The organism is Brucella pecoris (genome assembly GCF_006376675.1).
Classification (GTDB): domain Bacteria; phylum Pseudomonadota; class Alphaproteobacteria; order Rhizobiales; family Rhizobiaceae; genus Brucella; species Brucella pecoris.
Map to the genome: position 1 here is coordinate 136,049 of NZ_VEWK01000007.1, position 16,087 is coordinate 152,135.

Here is a 16,087-nt window from a genome sequence, read left to right on the forward strand (position 1 = left end):
AACTCAGTTCTGCTCTTCTGTTTCCACATAGCGCGGGAATACCGGCTGCGGAGCTGGCAGATCGGTCCCGCCGACAAGCTGGCTTGCCGTCACGTCGGAGAACTGACGCTTGTTGGCAGGAATTGCCAGTATGTCGAGAAGCTTTTCCGCCGACTGCGGAATGAACGGCTGCACCATGATGCCCACACGCCGGATCACTTCGGCCGTCACATAAAGGACAGTGCCCATGCGTGCTGGATCAGTCTTGCGCAAAGCCCAAGGCTCCTGTCCGGCGAAATAGCGGTTGGCTTCGGCAACAACAGCGAAAATCGCCCCAAGCGCGAGATGCAGCGCCTGGTCGTCCATTGCCTTGCGCGCGGTATCGAGTGCCGCATCGGCCTGATCCAGAATGGCCTTATCCGCGTCGGAAAGTTCACCCGGAACAGGAACCTTGCCTTCACAGTTCTTGGCGATCATCGACAGGGAACGTTGTGCAAGATTGCCGAGATCATTTGCCAGATCGGCGTTGGTACGGTTGACGATCGCGTCATGGCTGTAGCTGCCGTCCTGACCGAACGGGACTTCACGCATCAGGAAATAGCGCAACTGATCGAGCCCATAGCGCTCAACAAGACCGAACGGATCGATCACATTGCCGAGGGACTTCGACATTTTCTCGCCGCGATTAAACAGGAAACCATGTGCAAAAACCCGCTTCGGCAGCGGAATACCAGCCGACATCAGAAATGCCGGCCAATAGACAGCGTGAAAGCGCGAGATGTCCTTGCCGATGATATGCGCATCGGCAGGCCAGTAACCCCACTTTTCGTCTGAAGTGTCGGGATAGCCGAGAGCGGTAATGTAGTTGGTCAGGGCGTCGACCCAGACATACATGACGTGCTTCTCGTCGCCCGGCACCGGAATGCCCCAGTCGAAGGTCGTGCGCGAAATCGACAGGTCCTTCAGACCGGACTTCACGAAGCTCACAATCTCGTTGCGGCGCTCCGCAGGCATGATGAAGCCCGGATTATTCTCGTAAAGATCAAGCAGCTTGTCCTGATAGGCTGAGAGACGGAAGAAATAGCTTTCTTCCTCAACCCATTCGACGGGCGTACCCTGCGGGCCATAGCGAACGCCATCCTCGCGGACTTCCGTTTCCTCTTCGCCGTAGTAGGCTTCGTCACGCACGGAGTACCAACCGGCATATCCACCCTTGTAGATATCGCCATTGTCGGCCATCGCTTTCCAGATGGCCTGGCTCGCCTTGTAATGGCGCTCTTCCGAAGTGCGAATATAATCGTCATTCGAGCTGTTCAGCACGTCCGCCATCTGCCGGAACGCAGCCGTATTGCGATCTGCCAGCTCGCGTGGCGTGATGCCTTCCTTGCGCGCGCTCTGCAGCATCTTGATACCGTGTTCGTCCGTACCGGTCAGAAAGAAAACATCCTTGCCGTTCAGGCGCTGAAAACGCGCCATTGCATCGGTCGCGATCAGTTCATACGCGTGGCCGATGTGCGGTTTTCCGTTAGGATAAGCAATCGCGGTGGTGATGTAATATTTTTCGCGGCTCATTATGGACCCGGTCTTTCGAAGTTTGAAAGCGCGCCTGAATGATTAGCAGACACACGAGGAGAAAATTATCAGCGGTGACATAACGCATGTCAGCGGCCATGTCACGCAAGCGGAGGCTGACCAGAACGAAAAGCGCGATGCGTTTTTCCCAAAAGGATTACCACAGCTTGCCGGCGGTCGAGATTGTAGGTTTCGGCGTCCACGGTTTCGCGCACGAGATCGCTCCAGAAGCGCGACCAGCGATCGGCATCACGCAGTTGTCCTTCCTCCGCACGACGACGAGCTTCGATTGCGACCCGCGCCAGCAGATGGTCACGGAACAGTTCATACTGAACCTCCGACTCCCGACCATTCAATATGCCAGCGAGCGCCTGCGCTTTCGGCAAATCGAAATTTTGTCCTTCAAGAAGAGAATCGACTGTGTCGGAAATTTCAATGCCGCCATGCGCCACCAGCAAAAGTGCCTTGCGCACGCTGCCTTCCGATCGCTGGAGCAGCGTTTGTGTTACGGCTTCAGCCTCCATTCCAACACCGGGGCCGACATGTGCCAAGGCATCCGTCAGCGCACCATCATCAAGCGGCTTGAAGCCGATGCTCTGGCAGCGCGACCGGATTGTCGGGAGCAAGCGCCCCGCCGAATGGGAAATCAGGATAAAGAGCGCCCTTGCAGGAGGCTCTTCCAGAGTTTTCAGGAGGGCGTTGGCGGCATTGCGGTTCATATCATCGGCAGGGTCGACAATAACGATGCGCCAGGCGTGGTCCGATGCCGTTCTGGTCAGAAAATGCGTGACCCGGCGGATTTCCTCCACTGGGATACCCGTTTTGAATTTCCCGGTCTTCTGATCGAATGGACGATTGATATGCAGGACAGCGGGATGCATGCCGCCCGCAATCTGCCGCCAGAGCGGCGTCGCAAAGTCCGGCGCAGCAATATGCTCCGGCGCGTCGCTATTGTTGCCATGTGCCAGCATATGACCTGCCAGGTGAAAGGCGAGCGTTGCCTTGCCAATCCCCTGCGCACCTTCAAAGAGCAGCGCATGATGCATACGTCCCTCGCGATAGGCTTGCGCCAGAAAATCACTGATCTCCCGATGCCCGGCGATATAATCGCTTGCCGATGGTTCTGGCACACCTTCGATGGAATCGTGAGCTTTGGGGACGTCGAGTTCCTCGATCACAACAACCCTCTTTCCGTCAGAACACTATCGACCTCTTTTGCGATATCGCCCGCAATCGCGTCTTGCGGTCGGTCAGCGTCAATAACCTTGCATCGCTCAGGTTCCGCTTCGGCGATTGTGAGAAAAGCCTGCCGTCGTGCCTCATGAACAGCAATATCTTCTTTCTCGAACCGGTCCGCAGTTTCGCTGCCACGCCGTTTTCCGGCACGAGACAACCCCTTCTCTGCGGGAATGTCGAGAATGATCGTCATATCAGGCATAGCACCGTCTATGGCAATGCGTTCCACCGCCGCCATATAGGTGCCATCGAGATTGCCGGTAACTCCTTGATACGCGCGACTTGAATCGATGAAACGGTCGCAGAGAACCACCCGTCCTTCATTCAGAGCCGGGCGGATAAGCTGGTCCACATGGTCTGCCCTTGCAGCGGCGAACAGCAGGGCTTCCATCGCTGGACCGTAGTTCTCTGCATTGCCACTCAGTATGACATGGCGAATTGCTTCCGCACCAGGAGAACCGCCCGGTTCCCGCGTGATGACCGGATCGAAGCCGCTTGACCGTAGATGCTTGGCCAGCAACGCGATTTGCGTTGACTTGCCCGCTCCTTCGCCGCCTTCGAATGTGATGAACAATCCCGACAAACCAACTTCCAAATGTTTGAATCGATGCCCGAACGGACTTCTGTGAAAGTTATTATCGGCCTTTGGCTATCAGGTCGAGCCTGGAATACACCCAACGCAGGCTAAAGATATTTCCGCAGCCAGCCGGTGGAAAGCTCCATCGCCGACCCCAAGGCGCGCTTCGAGAGACTTCCTTCCTCGACAGATTGCGCCGTGAAAACAGGGATATCACGAAGAATGCTACCATTAAGCTCCAACTGAAGAATACCGACCTGCTGGTTGTCGGCGACAGGGGCAGTGAGCGGCCCCTTATAGACAATCCGGGCCTTCAGCTTGTCGCGACCGTCCTTCGGTAGCAGCAGCTCGACACGATCCCTGACCTTCAACGGCACATGCGTGAGCGCACCGCCGAAAACTTGCGCCTCACCCACAATTTCGTTCGCAGGATAAAGCTGAACATCGTCAAAGGCCGTCATCCCCCATTGCAGGAGACGCTTTGCTTCTTCTTCACGCTCCTTGATGCTGGCAAGACCGCTCATCGCCAGATAAAGCCTGCGGCCGTTCTGTTCCGCCGACCCAACCAGCGCAAAACCTGATGCTTCCGTAAAACCCGTTCCCATGCCGTCAGCCCCGACATCAAGCCGCAACAAGGGGTTACGGTTGCGTTGCATGATGTTGTTCCAGGTGAAGGCCGGTTGCGCATAATATTGATAGTATTCGGGATGGGCTGTTCGGATATGGCGTGCCAGCCTGACCAGATCCTGCAGCGAGACCACCTGCCCTTCAGCGGGTAAACCTGTCGAGTTTACAAATTTGGAGCCGGTTAAGCCAAGCTCCTGCGCACGATCATTCATGCGCTTTGCAAAAGCCTCTTCGCTGCCTGCCAGCCCCTCTGCCAATATGATGGCGCCGTCATTCGCCGACTGAACAATCATTCCCTGCAGCAGATCAGCGACCGTTGGCGCCGACTTGATGCGCGCGAACATCGTTGATGTTCCCGAGGGGGCACCACCGGTTCTCCAGGCATTCTCGCTGACAATGTAAGGCGTTTCGAGTGTCGTCGCGCCTTTATCAAGGGCTTCGAAAACCACTTCGGCCGTCATCAGCTTGGCAAGAGATGCGGGCGGAATAGGAACATTGGCATTCTTGGAAAGAAGCACCGTTCCGCTTCGGTCATCGACAAGCAGCACCTGCGGAGCCTTTGAAACGACTGCCGCCTCGACAGGTGCGGCCGGACTAACAACCGGCACGAAAACGGCCAGCGAAACGCCCACAGAGATCGCCCGCGCAAATATCAATGATTTTGAGATCAGCCCCATGCAAACCCCGTTACGTGAGCAATGTGACAGAGCTTACGAAACGAATCCGACCAAAATCAATATGCCAGCGTGTATCACCGTATTGTGAGCAATCAATCGAGACGAACGACAAACGCATTCACCGCGCCTGACTTCCAGGCCGCGCGCAACAGGGCATCGTTTCCGCCCTTCTCTGCCACGGCCGTCAACTCGTAAGACTCGCTGGTTTCGGTTGGAATCTTGGTAAGCGTAAATCTGGTCGTTCGTGGCAACGAGGCCTGAAGCTGTTTTGCCTCTTCGAGCGTCTTGAATGTGCCGAGTTCGACATATTCGCCATGTTCCTCGGCCTCGCGGCGCTTCCAGGCGCTTGAGATGGCATCCTTTGTCAGGATGCTGCCATAGGTGCGCTCCTCGGTATAAGCGGTTACAGCAAGACGGTCAGACGCGTAGCCGGCAAGACCGCTTACACCGGCAGCATTCGCCACTCCGAAGCTTGAACCGGGGCGCTGCGACGGCACGGGCACATTCGCTGGCAACAACGGAGATGGTCCGCCGGAAGGATCGCTATAAGCAGGATCGACGGCAAAAGGTGAGTTTTCAGGTATAGGCGCAGACACCGGAACAGCATCCATCACAGGCATAGGAGTGCGTGACTTCGGCGAGGTCGGCGTTGGCCCATTCATCGCCATCATGACGCCGGTTGCAGGTTGGCCGATTGAATCACCACCTGCTGGACGGTAAGACGCCATCAAGAATGCGTCGTCATTACCATTCAGCGGAGCTCTTCCGACATATTCGACCTTCACATTCGCCGTGCCATGGTGCTGATAATCAAGCATCTCGGCAGCTTTCTGGGAAAGATCGATCACACGGTCATATTCGTAAGGACCACGATCATTCACGCGCACGACAACCGAACTACCATTCGCAAGGTTGGTCACACGAGCATAACTCGGCAGCGGCATAGTCGGATGCGCAGCCGTCAGATGCGCCATGTCGTAGACTTCACCATTCGCCGTCAGGCGGCCATGAAACGCTTCACCATACCAGGAGGCATGGCCAACCTTGACGTAGTTCTTATCTTCCTTGGGATAATACCAGCGTCCTTTGACCTTGTAGGGCTGACCGGTCTGATCGCGCCCACCACCACGCGGCAGAGACTGTCCTTTTGAAAAAGCCACCCGTGGGCTGGCTTTCACGCCATATTTGGATTCGGCAAAGTATTCTTTCGAACGTTTTGTTTTCGACTTCGGCTGCGGTGCTGATGCGCAGCCCGCCAAGGCGACAGCGATAGCCATGAATGACAACATGGCGACGGAACCGCGCTTGTCGCGCAGCTTCACTGCCTTGCCGTTGACCGAATGTTTCAGCCCTCGTTTCGAATCCATACGCCACACGCCCGTTACTCAACAACACAACCGGAAACGCGGGTTGCGCCTTTTTAGAATTTAGTGATGTCACCGATTCATTGACGGATCATTAAAGCTTTTGGAATTCCGCGTATTTTGAGTCGCATTCCATGGCATATGTGCACCTCCAACGTGTCGTGACTGCCCCTCACTTTGGAACGATCGTCAGTTCGAAACGTTGAGTTTTCAACAGGAAGGAGAACAAGAATGTTTAGAGCAATGATCCTTTGGCTGATGGGCGTTCCGCTCGTTATTGTGCTGCTTATCTGGTATTTTTTCTTTTGATTGTGGAACGTTCAAGCCCTTCAACCGTTATTCAAACGGCTCTAATGACCTCCGAGCCAGTCACCTAACGTCATGGATTAGACCCGCTCCAACAAGGCGGGTCTTTTTTTGCCTAGTCAACATTACGGCCTCAACGCCGGATGAGGCATGTAAACATTGATCGCCTTGGGCAGCAGGCGAAAATGAGCTGGGGTCCAGGTTGACAGTTCGCCGTCTGTGTTTACGGCACGCGGCTTCTTGGTGCGCACAATCACTTCGGTCGTTGGAAAAGCCCGCACATCATCCCATTTGGAATGGGTGCCACGGCGCAGACTTGGAAGAAGACGCAAAAGTTTCCACCAGTGATCGACCTCCAGACTATAGAAATCCAGTCTGCCGTCATCGACTGTGGCATCCTTCTTGACGGCCATGCCACCACCGTAAAATTTCCCATTCCCGACAGAGACCTGCAATGTACGGATTTTCTCCGTCATTCCGTCGTGCTCCAGATAGGCTGTGAAAAGCTCCGAACGCATGAGGATACGTGCCGCAACCATTGCATAACCGAGCTTTCCCCACTTCTTCTTTGCCGCAGAGCTGAGTTGCTGCGCCAGTTCAGCACTGAAGCCGATGCTCGCGACATTGAAGTAAAGATGACCGTTCACCTCCCCCAGATCGATGGGCTGTACCTCGTAGGAGACTAGGCGACGCGCCGCCTCAACCGGATCGGCAGGAATGCCGATGGTTCGGGCGAAATCGTTCGCAGTTCCAAGCGGGAGGATTGCAAGCGGCAATCCCGTTTCCATCAACCCTTTAGCCGCAGCATTCAACGACCCATCGCCACCACCGACAATAACAAGGTCGCAATCTCTTTCACGAAGGATCACATCTGAAATCGTCTCGTCGTCCTGCGGATTTCGCTCGATGAGCTGGAGACCGCCGCGTTCCAGCGCAGAGCGAATATCCGTGCCGTATCCCCTGCCATTTCGGGCATGAGGATTTACGATTAGCAGTGCCCGGCGCTTTGTGATCTTGCCCATGGAATTCCTGTCATCTGCAACAGCCCGTAAATCTGGCTGCATGATTGGGAGCGTCATCTGCAGATGGCCTCTCAATCCTGGATATCAATGGAACGTTTCATGAAAAATTTGTCACGACACTGTAGTGTTTCGTGAGGTCACGAAACCGAATGTAGTGGCAAGGTCAACCTGTCGACAAAACAGTTTGACGAGACCAGAAAGAGAACATAGTTTGGCAAAACCAACTGTAAGACTTTCTAAGGTGGCCTCATCAAACTTGTCGCTAATTAGCTGAAATACATTACAGTTTGCGGGTATGATGTAATGGTAGCCTGTCAGCTTCCCAAGCTGAACGCGCGGGTTCGATTCCCGCTACCCGCTCCAGCACGATCGCTCGTAAGAGCGCTGAAAATCACCGAACATTTTCTCCGGTTTTCGGATCGACCTTGACCTCAACCTTGGCGCCAGCCTTGGTGACATATTCGACCTCATAGTAACCGCGATCATTCCAGTCGACTTCATCGATAAAAGCCGTGTCTGCATTTTGTTCGATTTTCGCGATTATTTCCGACAGTTTGGTGCCTTCCGGTGGCGGAGCGGCATAGGCAGCAGCAACGGACAGACCAAAAAATAAAGTCGTGATAACAAGACGCATGATTAACTCCTTTAGCTATTCTAAAAGAGTAGGAATGCAGGCGTTTTCTTCAAGGCCAATGGGTAATTACTTTAAGATAGGGCTTATCGAACCGGTGAAGGTCTGATCGATCATCGCAGAGAGTTTCGGCTCTACTCCTGACAGCATGACAACGATAGCAAGCATCAATATCAAAGGCGCGGCAAGAATGCCGCTCCTTAGAGCCGGTTCGAGAATGCGCCGGGTTTTCTTGTTTCGTGTGAATTGCTGATTTCTCATGCAACCAACAGTAGTCGAACAGACTTAATTGCTCATTAAATAATGTAGTTAATGCGTTATTAGCGCATGGTTACCGCTTAGCTTCCCTTGTTTCCGCGATATATATTGACCCCAAGCTCGCGAATTTTCTTGCGCAGCGTGTTCCGATTTAATCCCAGAAGGTCTGCCGCCTTGATCTGATTTCCACGTGTTGCCGTAAGACATGCGAGGATCAAGGGATATTCCAGTTCCGCCAGAACCCGATGGTAGAGACCCGGTGGCGGCAAATCGGAACCGAATGACGCAAAGTAACGCTGCATATTCTGCTCGACGGCCTGCGAAATGGAAATATTTTCCATATCGCCGCCACTGACGGAAATGGTGTCCGGCTTGGCCAGTTCAGATTTCAATTCCGTTTCGATGATTTCCGGCGAAATTTCCTCTTGCGGATAAAGCGCCGAAAGCCTTCGCACGAGATTTTCCAGCTCACGCACATTGCCTGGCCATGGATACCGGCGCATCATTTCCAGACCAGCGGTGCTGATACGCTTCTCAGGCAGCCCCTCCTCGGCAGCGCGCTTGAAAAAATGGCGCACAAGATCGGCCACGTCCTCGCTGCGCTCGCGAAGCGGCGGCAAGCGCAAAGGCACGACATTCAACCGATAATAAAGATCCTCGCGGAACAGTCCTTGCGCTATTAGTTGCCGCAAGTCCTTGTTGGTTGCTGCAACAATGCGTACATCGGTTTTGATCGGCGTGCGTCCACCGACTGTCATGTATTCGCCCTGCTGTAACACACGCAAAAGACGGGTTTGTGCTTCCATAGGCATATCGCCGATCTCATCGAGAAACAGCGTTCCGCCATTTGCCTGCTCAAAACGACCGCTTGAGCGGTTTTGAGCGCCGGTAAAAGCGCCCTTCTCGTGCCCGAACAACTCGGACTCGATCAGGTCGCGCGGGATTGCGGCCATATTGATCGCTACAAACGGCCCTTTTCGGCGGCGCCCGTATTCGTGCAGGGCACGCGCAACCAGTTCCTTACCTGTACCGGATTCACCCGTAACCATGACGGTCAAATCCGTCTGCATCATGCGCGCCAGCAAACGGTAGATTTCCTGCATCGCAGGCGACCGACCGACCAGCGGCATGTTATCTGCCTGCTCATCCGATAAAGCGGCAATGGGTTTGCGTTTTGGTTCTGACAGAGCACGACCGACGATATTGATGAGTTCCGTCAGATCGAATGGCTTCGGCAGATATTCGTAGGCTCCCGCCTCGGATGCCCGGATTGCCGTCATGAATGTGTTCTGCGCGCTCATGACCACAACCGGCAGGTCGGGACGCATCTTCTTGATGCGCGGCAGGAGGTCGAAGGCATTCTCGTCCGGCATATTAACGTCGGTAATGACCAGGTCACCGTCGCCTGTCGCCACCCAGCGCCAGAGCGAGGCAGCATTGGAGGTCACGCGCACATCATAGCCTGCCCGCGACAATGCCTGGTTCAGCACAGTCCGAATGGCTGCATCGTCATCCGCCACCAATATGGTTCCTGTCGGACGTCCTGCGGTCATGCGTTATCTCCAGTATTTCCAGATGCCAGTTCCGTATTTTTCCATGCGGGCATCAGAACGCGGAAAGTCGTTCTCGAAGGATGGCTGTCGCATTCGATGATACCGCCATGATCACCAATGATCTTCGCAACGAGTGCCAACCCCAGCCCCGAACCATTGGTCTTCGTGGTCACGAAGGGATCGAACAGATGCGGCAGCATGTCTTGTGGCACACCCGGTCCGTTATCATGCACGCAGAATTCGAGAGGGAGGGCCACTCTGTCCCGCGCGCCTGGCACCTGCAGACGAATGCCTGGACGATAAGCCGTGGATAGGACAATCTCGCCCCCCTCACGATCGCCGATGGCTTCCGAGGCATTCTTCAGCAGATTGAGGAAAACCTGCACGAGCTGGTCACGATTGGCGAAAACCGGCGGGAGAGAAGGATCATAATCTTCCACAAAACGGATTTTCCGTGCGAACCCGTTCTTTGCAATCGCCTTCACATGATCCAGAACCGCATGAATATTGACGGCAGTGCGGTCGATAGGGCGCTCATCCGAGAAAACCTCCATGCGGTCAACCAGTGAAACGATCCGATCCGTTTCATCGGTAATGAGGCGCGCAAGCGCACGATCCTCATCGCTGACAACCTGTTCCAGCAATTGTGCCGCACCGCGGATACCGGATAGAGGGTTCTTGATTTCATGGGCCAGCATCGATGCAAGCCCGGTCACGGACCGCGCCGCGCCGCGATGCGTCATCTGGCGGTCGATCTTTTCGGCCATCGTCTTTTCCTTAAAGAGGATGACCACAGCGCCTGGCAGCTCCGCTACAGGCGCTACATAAATATCGACGATACGCTCCGCCCCAAGACGTGGCGACGAAACATCGACGCGATATTCGTTTACCGGCATCTGACTGGCGCGAACCTGATCGACCAGAGCCAGAAGCGGGCTGCCAAAGGGTAGGAAGGATTCCAGCCGGTTGCGTGCTAGAATAGATGAACCGGAACGAAAGAACTGTTCCGCATCCAGATTGGCATAGGCTATATAATTCTCGGCGCTGACCATGATAACCGGCTGGCTGATCGCATCGAGCACGACCGAAGGAATGCCGTTCGTTTCCATTCTCTCGCGCATCAGGCAACCTCTTTGAGCGCGACTTCGGGAACTTCGCGCGTGAATATACGACGCAAAGCATCGATGACGGCTTGCCTGTCGGTCAGGGTCATCACTTCTGCTTTCTCGTCAGGCATACATGCAGCACCAGCATGGCGATCAATATACCAACCTAGATGTTTGCGGGAATGACGGATGCCCGTCGTGCTTCCATAATGCTCGAGCATATCTTCGTAATGCTTTATAATATAATCAAGAACTTCATTTCTCGACTGCGGGGCAAGGTCACTTCCAGCAATTGCACCGGCCAGCCATGGCTGCCCATAAGAAGCACGCCCGACCATCACGGCATCCGCTCCAGAGCGGCGCAGAATTTCCTCAGCATCATGCCGACAAGCTACGTCTCCGTTGGCAACCAGAGGAATCCTGATCGCGTCGCGGACGGCCTGAATCGCATTCCAGTCCGCTTTGCCTTCATAGAACTGACAACGCGTACGCCCATGAACGGTCACCATGGCGATACCGGCACTTTCGGCGCGTCTTGCAAGTTCAGGCGCGTTAATGCTTTTCTCGTCCCAACCAAGCCGCATCTTGAGCGTAACGGGAATGCCGACCGCGTTGACAGTGGCCTCAACGAGGGTCATTGCGTGATCGAGATCGCGCATCAGCGCAGACCCGGAATAACCGCCTGTCACTTTCTTGGCCGGGCAACCCATATTGATATCGATGATATCAGCGCCTTCACCCTCGGCGATCCTGGCCGCCTCGCCCATCCAATGCGCTTCGCGTCCCGCGAGCTGCACAACATGCGTCCCAAGCCCCTCGCCTGAGAGGCGCAGAAGGCTTTCCTTGTGACGGTTACAGAGTTCGGCGCTGGCGACCATTTCAGACACTACCATGCCCGCGCCAGCCTCGGCTGCGCGCCTGCGGAATGGAAGGTCCGAAACGCCCGACATCGGCGCAAGAAAGACACGGTTGGCAAGCGCCACACCGCCAATGGTCAAAGGTAGATCGAGAAAACTCACCAATAAGTGCCTATTTGATGTGCATGGTGCAATTAGCACATACATTAATCAGTCTCACTTTTCAACGCAAGGAAAAGCGCACGCAAAATCACGATAAATCAATTGTCGTCTGGCATTTATCTGCGCAAGGCATTATTCGGCTTGGAAACGCAGATTTGAACAGATGCAACCTTTGGCAGAGGCGACAACCATTTCAAAGATAGCAGCAGTCATTGTGGCGGCTGGCCGCGGAGAGCGAGCCGGGCAGAGCGTCGAAGGGCCGAAACAATACCGGCGCATCGGTGGCGAAGCCGTACTTGCTCGCACTTTGCGCGCTTTCATCGACTGCCCGCTGGTTGATAGCATCGTTGTCGTCATTCACCCTGATGACCATGTGCTTTACCAGCGCACCCTACCGGAAAACCGTGGCGACATTCTCGTCGTGAATGGCGGCTCCACCCGGCAGGAATCAACACGTCTTGGCCTCCTTGCGTTGAGAGATTATGCGCCGCAATATGTCATGATCCATGACGGCGTGAGACCGTTTATCAGTCAGGATCTGCTGAAGCGTATTGTCGAAAACCTCGCACCCGATGAAGGCGTTCTACCGGCCCTGGCAGTTTCGGACACGCTCAAGCAGTCAGCTACGGATGGGACGGTAAAAACGACGGTGCCTCGCGCCGGCCTTTTTGCGGCGCAGACACCACAAGCGTTTCCCTATCCGCCTATCCTTGATGCGCATGAAAAGGCCTTCGCGATCAATCGCTCTGATTTCACGGACGATGCCGCCATCGCCGAATGGCAAAGCATCGCCGTCCGCATCATCGAAGGATCGGCAGACAATACAAAGCTTACCTGGGCAAAGGATATTGAAATGGCTGACAAGCGCCTGCGGCAAGACCACGTCTCGTTTCCCGACATTCGCACTGGCAATGGTTATGACGTCCATTCCTTTGAACCCGGCGATCATGTAACGCTGTGCGGTGTGAAAATCCCCCATGAAGCAAAACTCAATGGTCATTCAGACGCCGATGTCGGACTTCATGCATTGACCGACGCCCTGCTTGCGACACGAGGAGCGGGTGATATTGGCACGCATTTCCCTCCTTCCGACCCACAGTGGAAAGGCGCTGCTTCCCGTATTTTCATCGAACACGCTGCCAATATCGTACGTGAAGCTGGCGGTCGTATCGCCAATGTCGACGTAACCTTTATCAGCGAAGCGCCGAAGATTGGTCCACACCGCGCAGCAATGACAGAAGCGCTTTGCGACATGCTGGGAATTGCAGCAGATCGCGTCTCCATCAAAGCCACGACCAATGAAAAGCTTGGCTTCGTCGGGCGCCGTGAGGGGATCGCGGCCATTGCAACAGCAACGGTCATCTATCCCGGTGAGGTTCCCGAATGAGCGCGTTGATTGCAGAAGAAAAAGCTGTTGCCGTGTTGGGTGCCTGCCGCAAGGCTGGCGTAATGATCGCGACGGCAGAATCCTGCACGGGCGGACTTATAGCGGGAGCTCTGACCGACATTGCCGGATCGTCCGATGTCGTGGATCGCGGCTTCGTCACCTATTCCAATGAAGCGAAAGCCGAAATGATTAACGTTCCGATAGAACTGATCAATCGCGTCGGCGCTGTCTCGAAGGAAGTCGCACTTTCCATGGCTGAAGGAGCGCTTGCCTGCTCCCAAGCTGGTGTAACTGTGGCAGTTACCGGAGTTGCTGGACCGGGCGGCGGTTCTGATGAAAAACCCGTTGGCCTCGTTCACATTGCATCGGCACGAGAAGGCCACCCAACCCTTCATCGCGAATGCCGTTTCGATCCAAAAACCAGAGCTGAAATTCGCCACGCGACGGTTCTCGCCGCATTGGACCTCGTTCTGGAAAACCTTCGATAAATTTAAGGCATATACTTTTATCTGCCGCGCACTATCCTTGTCTTTGATAAGTCAAGGAGAACATAGCGATGCGTTTCGGTGGTAAGGTAGCAATCATTACAGGTGGGGCAAGCGGCATCGGCGAAGCAACCGTTCGAGCTTTTATTCGGGAGGGAGCGAATGTCGTCATCGCGGATTATTCGGAGCATGGTCAGCAACTGGCCAACGAGCTTGCAGGCGGCACCGAAAGGGCATTATTCGTCAAAACCGACGTAACCGATGCGAAAGCCGTGCAGGCACTGATTGCAAAAACCGTCGAAACCTACGGCCGCATCGACATCATGTTCGCCAATGCAGGCATCGCCGCAGACGGCCCGATCGACGAGCTGGAAGAAGCTGCATGGCAGAAAACCATCGATATCAACCTCACCGGCGTCTATCTCTGCGATAAATACGCCATCGACCAGATGCGCTCACAAGGCGGCGGAGTGATCGTGAATTGCGGCTCTATTCACAGTCATGTCGGGAAATCCGGCGTCACCGCTTATGCGGCGGCAAAGGGCGGCGTAAAACTTCTGACGCAAACGCTTGCCATCGATTACGGCGCGCAGAACATCCGGGTGAACGCAGTCTGTCCCGGCTATATCGACACACCGCTTCTCAAGGATATTCCGGACGACAAGAAACAGGCCCTTGTGGCCTTGCATCCGATAGGTCGTCTCGGTCGCGCCGAAGAAGTAGCCAGCGTTGTTCTTTTTCTGGCAAGCGACGAATCTTCCTTCGTCACTGGAGCATCCATACTGGTCGATGGCGGCTATACAGCGCAGTAAAAGCACATCCTGAAAAGGGTGAAACGGTTTTTCAGGCCAGACCGAAAATCTGGTCTGCCCGTTTCTCGAAGGCTTCGGAAAATTTCTTGAAAGCGAGGTCGAACATCGTTCCCATGAGAAGGCCGAGGGTACGGCTCTTGAACTCATAATCGATGAAGAACTCGACATCGCATTCGCTTCCATCGCCCACTGGCTTGAAGGTCCAGCGGTTGTCGAGATAGCGAAACGGCCCGTCGAGATATTTCACATCGATGACATTTTCCTCGGGCTTCAGCAGCACCTGGCTGGTGAATGTCTCGCGTATGAGCTTGTATCCGACCGTCATGTCGGCAATCAGCAGCGCCTTGCCGTCACGCTCCTTGCGGGAGCGAACCGACAGAGCCTCGCACATCGGCAGAAACTGCGGATATTTCTCAACATCCGCAACGAGGCCGAACATCTGATCTGCCCGGTGATGTACACGCCTGACGGTTGTAAACTGCGGCATTGCTTGTCTTAGACCCGTGCAGCGATCTGCGCCTCGCGCGCTGCCCTCAGCTTGGCGAAATCATCGCCAGCATGATGCGATGAACGCGTCAGCGGGCTGGATGCAACCAGCAGGAAGCCTTTTGTCCGGCCAATCGTTTCGAACGACTTGAATTCGTCAGGGGTCACGAAGCGAATAACAGGATGATGCTTGCGGGTCGGCTGGAGATACTGACCGATGGTCATGAAATCCACGTCTGCCGAACGCAGATCATCCATCAGTTGAAGTATTTCATTCCGCTCTTCACCGAGACCGACCATAATACCGGACTTGGTGAAGATGGTCGGGTCCAGTTCCTTGACGCGCTGCAGCAAGCGGATCGAATGGAAGTAACGCGCGCCGGGGCGAACCTTCAGATAGCGCGACGGCACAGTTTCCAGATTGTGGTTGAACACGTCCGGACGGGCTTTGACCACAACTTCCAGAGCGCCTTCCTTGCGCAGGAAATCCGGCGTCAGGATTTCAATCGTGGTCGCAGGCGTAGCTTCGCGGATCGCCTGAATGACCTCGGCAAAATGCTGCGCGCCGCCATCGGCCAGATCGTCGCGATCCACCGATGTGATGACCACATGCGTCAGACCCATCTGCTTGACAGCCTTGGCAACATTCTCTGGCTCATTCGGATCGAGCGCAGTCGGGATGCCGGTCGAGACGTTGCAGAAGGCGCAGGCACGCGTGCAAATCTCACCCATGATCATAAAGGTCGCGTGCTTCTTTTCCCAGCACTCGCCTATGTTCGGGCAACCTGCTTCTTCGCAAACCGTAACCAGCTTGTTTGAACGAACGATATCACGCGTTTCGCTATAGCCGCGTGAGACAGGAGCCTTGACGCGAATCCATTCAGGTTTCTTCAGGACGACATTGTCCGGACGATGGGCCTTCTCGGGGTGCCGCTCACGCTTGCCTTGGTTCACCAGGTCGAGAACTGTAACCATGCTTTTTCCTGCCTA

15 protein-coding genes and 1 tRNA gene are annotated in these 16,087 nt (G+C 55.0%); 4 read left to right on the top strand and 12 right to left on the bottom strand.

Features of this window, described 5'->3' with window-relative positions:
* Positions 1-3 precede the first annotated feature (3 nt).
* From metG to FIB18_RS14345, 6 genes are all read right to left on the bottom strand, one after another.
* Positions 4-1,551: a methionine--tRNA ligase gene (gene metG / locus FIB18_RS14320; protein ID WP_140021357.1), complete on the bottom strand. Its 1,548-nt coding sequence runs from the start codon at positions 1,549-1,551 to the stop codon at positions 4-6.
* 101 nt (positions 1,552-1,652) lie between these two features.
* Positions 1,653-2,729: a DNA polymerase III subunit delta' gene (locus FIB18_RS14325; protein WP_140021358.1), complete on the bottom strand. Its 1,077-nt coding sequence runs from the start codon at positions 2,727-2,729 to the stop codon at positions 1,653-1,655.
* On the bottom strand, positions 2,726-3,370 hold the full coding sequence (gene tmk / locus FIB18_RS14330) for a dTMP kinase (protein ID WP_140021359.1): 645 nt from the start codon (positions 3,368-3,370) through the stop codon (positions 2,726-2,728). Before tmk ends, FIB18_RS14325 begins: the two co-directional genes overlap by 4 nt.
* Before the next feature lie 101 nt (positions 3,371-3,471).
* Positions 3,472-4,668, bottom strand: coding sequence for a D-alanyl-D-alanine carboxypeptidase family protein (locus FIB18_RS14335; protein WP_140021360.1), 1,197 nt, complete (start codon positions 4,666-4,668; stop codon positions 3,472-3,474).
* A gap of 92 nt (positions 4,669-4,760) precedes the next feature.
* Positions 4,761-6,035 (bottom strand): septal ring lytic transglycosylase RlpA family protein, encoded by a 1,275-nt coding sequence (locus FIB18_RS14340; protein WP_140021361.1) that lies wholly within the window; start codon positions 6,033-6,035, stop codon positions 4,761-4,763.
* Between the two features lie 428 nt (positions 6,036-6,463).
* Positions 6,464-7,360 carry a lipid kinase gene (locus FIB18_RS14345; protein WP_140021362.1) on the bottom strand — a complete coding sequence of 299 codons (897 nt, stop codon included), beginning with the start codon at positions 7,358-7,360 and terminating at the stop codon, positions 6,464-6,466.
* Positions 7,361-7,649: 289 nt separating this feature from the next.
* Here FIB18_RS14345 and FIB18_RS14350 point away from each other — a divergent pair.
* A tRNA-Gly gene (locus tag FIB18_RS14350) sits at positions 7,650-7,723 on the top strand.
* Positions 7,724-7,751: 28 nt separating this feature from the next.
* On the opposite strand, the gene FIB18_RS14355 is transcribed toward FIB18_RS14350, so the two are convergent.
* The 4 genes from FIB18_RS14355 to dusB form a co-directional block, all read right to left on the bottom strand.
* On the bottom strand, positions 7,752-7,994 hold the full coding sequence (locus FIB18_RS14355) for a PepSY domain-containing protein (RefSeq protein ID WP_140021363.1): 243 nt from the start codon (positions 7,992-7,994) through the stop codon (positions 7,752-7,754).
* 335 nt (positions 7,995-8,329) lie between these two features.
* Entirely contained in the window at positions 8,330-9,802 is a 1,473-nt protein-coding gene (gene ntrC, locus FIB18_RS14365; RefSeq protein ID WP_140021365.1) for a nitrogen regulation protein NR(I), read from the bottom strand.
* Entirely contained in the window at positions 9,799-10,923 is a 1,125-nt protein-coding gene (locus tag FIB18_RS14370; RefSeq protein WP_140021366.1) for a two-component system sensor histidine kinase NtrB, read from the bottom strand. The genes ntrC and FIB18_RS14370 overlap by 4 nt, the downstream gene beginning before the upstream one ends.
* Positions 10,923-11,927 (bottom strand): tRNA dihydrouridine synthase DusB, encoded by a 1,005-nt coding sequence (gene dusB, locus FIB18_RS14375; protein WP_174977435.1) that lies wholly within the window; start codon positions 11,925-11,927, stop codon positions 10,923-10,925. The genes FIB18_RS14370 and dusB overlap by 1 nt, the downstream gene beginning before the upstream one ends.
* A 163-nt stretch (positions 11,928-12,090) precedes the next feature.
* Between dusB and FIB18_RS14380 the strand changes: the two genes are divergently transcribed.
* The 3 genes from FIB18_RS14380 (at position 12,091) to FIB18_RS14390 (ending at position 14,611) form a co-directional block, all read left to right on the top strand.
* The gene (locus tag FIB18_RS14380; protein WP_140021368.1) at positions 12,091-13,314 is read left to right on the top strand and encodes a bifunctional 2-C-methyl-D-erythritol 4-phosphate cytidylyltransferase/2-C-methyl-D-erythritol 2,4-cyclodiphosphate synthase; all 1,224 of its coding nucleotides are present in this window, start codon (positions 12,091-12,093) and stop codon (positions 13,312-13,314) included.
* Entirely contained in the window at positions 13,311-13,802 is a 492-nt protein-coding gene (locus tag FIB18_RS14385) for a CinA family protein (RefSeq protein WP_140021369.1), read from the top strand. Before FIB18_RS14380 ends, FIB18_RS14385 begins: the two co-directional genes overlap by 4 nt.
* Before the next feature lie 68 nt (positions 13,803-13,870).
* A complete protein-coding gene (locus FIB18_RS14390; protein ID WP_140021370.1) occupies positions 13,871-14,611 on the top strand; it encodes an SDR family NAD(P)-dependent oxidoreductase in 741 nt (246 codons plus the stop codon).
* A 31-nt stretch (positions 14,612-14,642) separates the two neighbouring features.
* Here the strand turns inward: FIB18_RS14390 and FIB18_RS14395 are convergent, their stop codons facing one another.
* Positions 14,643-15,098: a type II toxin-antitoxin system RatA family toxin gene (locus tag FIB18_RS14395; protein ID WP_140021371.1), complete on the bottom strand. Its 456-nt coding sequence runs from the start codon at positions 15,096-15,098 to the stop codon at positions 14,643-14,645.
* Between the two features lie 8 nt (positions 15,099-15,106).
* Complete coding sequence (gene lipA / locus FIB18_RS14400; protein WP_140021372.1) at positions 15,107-16,072, bottom strand: lipoyl synthase; 966 nt, start codon at positions 16,070-16,072, stop codon at positions 15,107-15,109.
* Between the last annotated feature and the right edge of the window lie 15 nt (positions 16,073-16,087).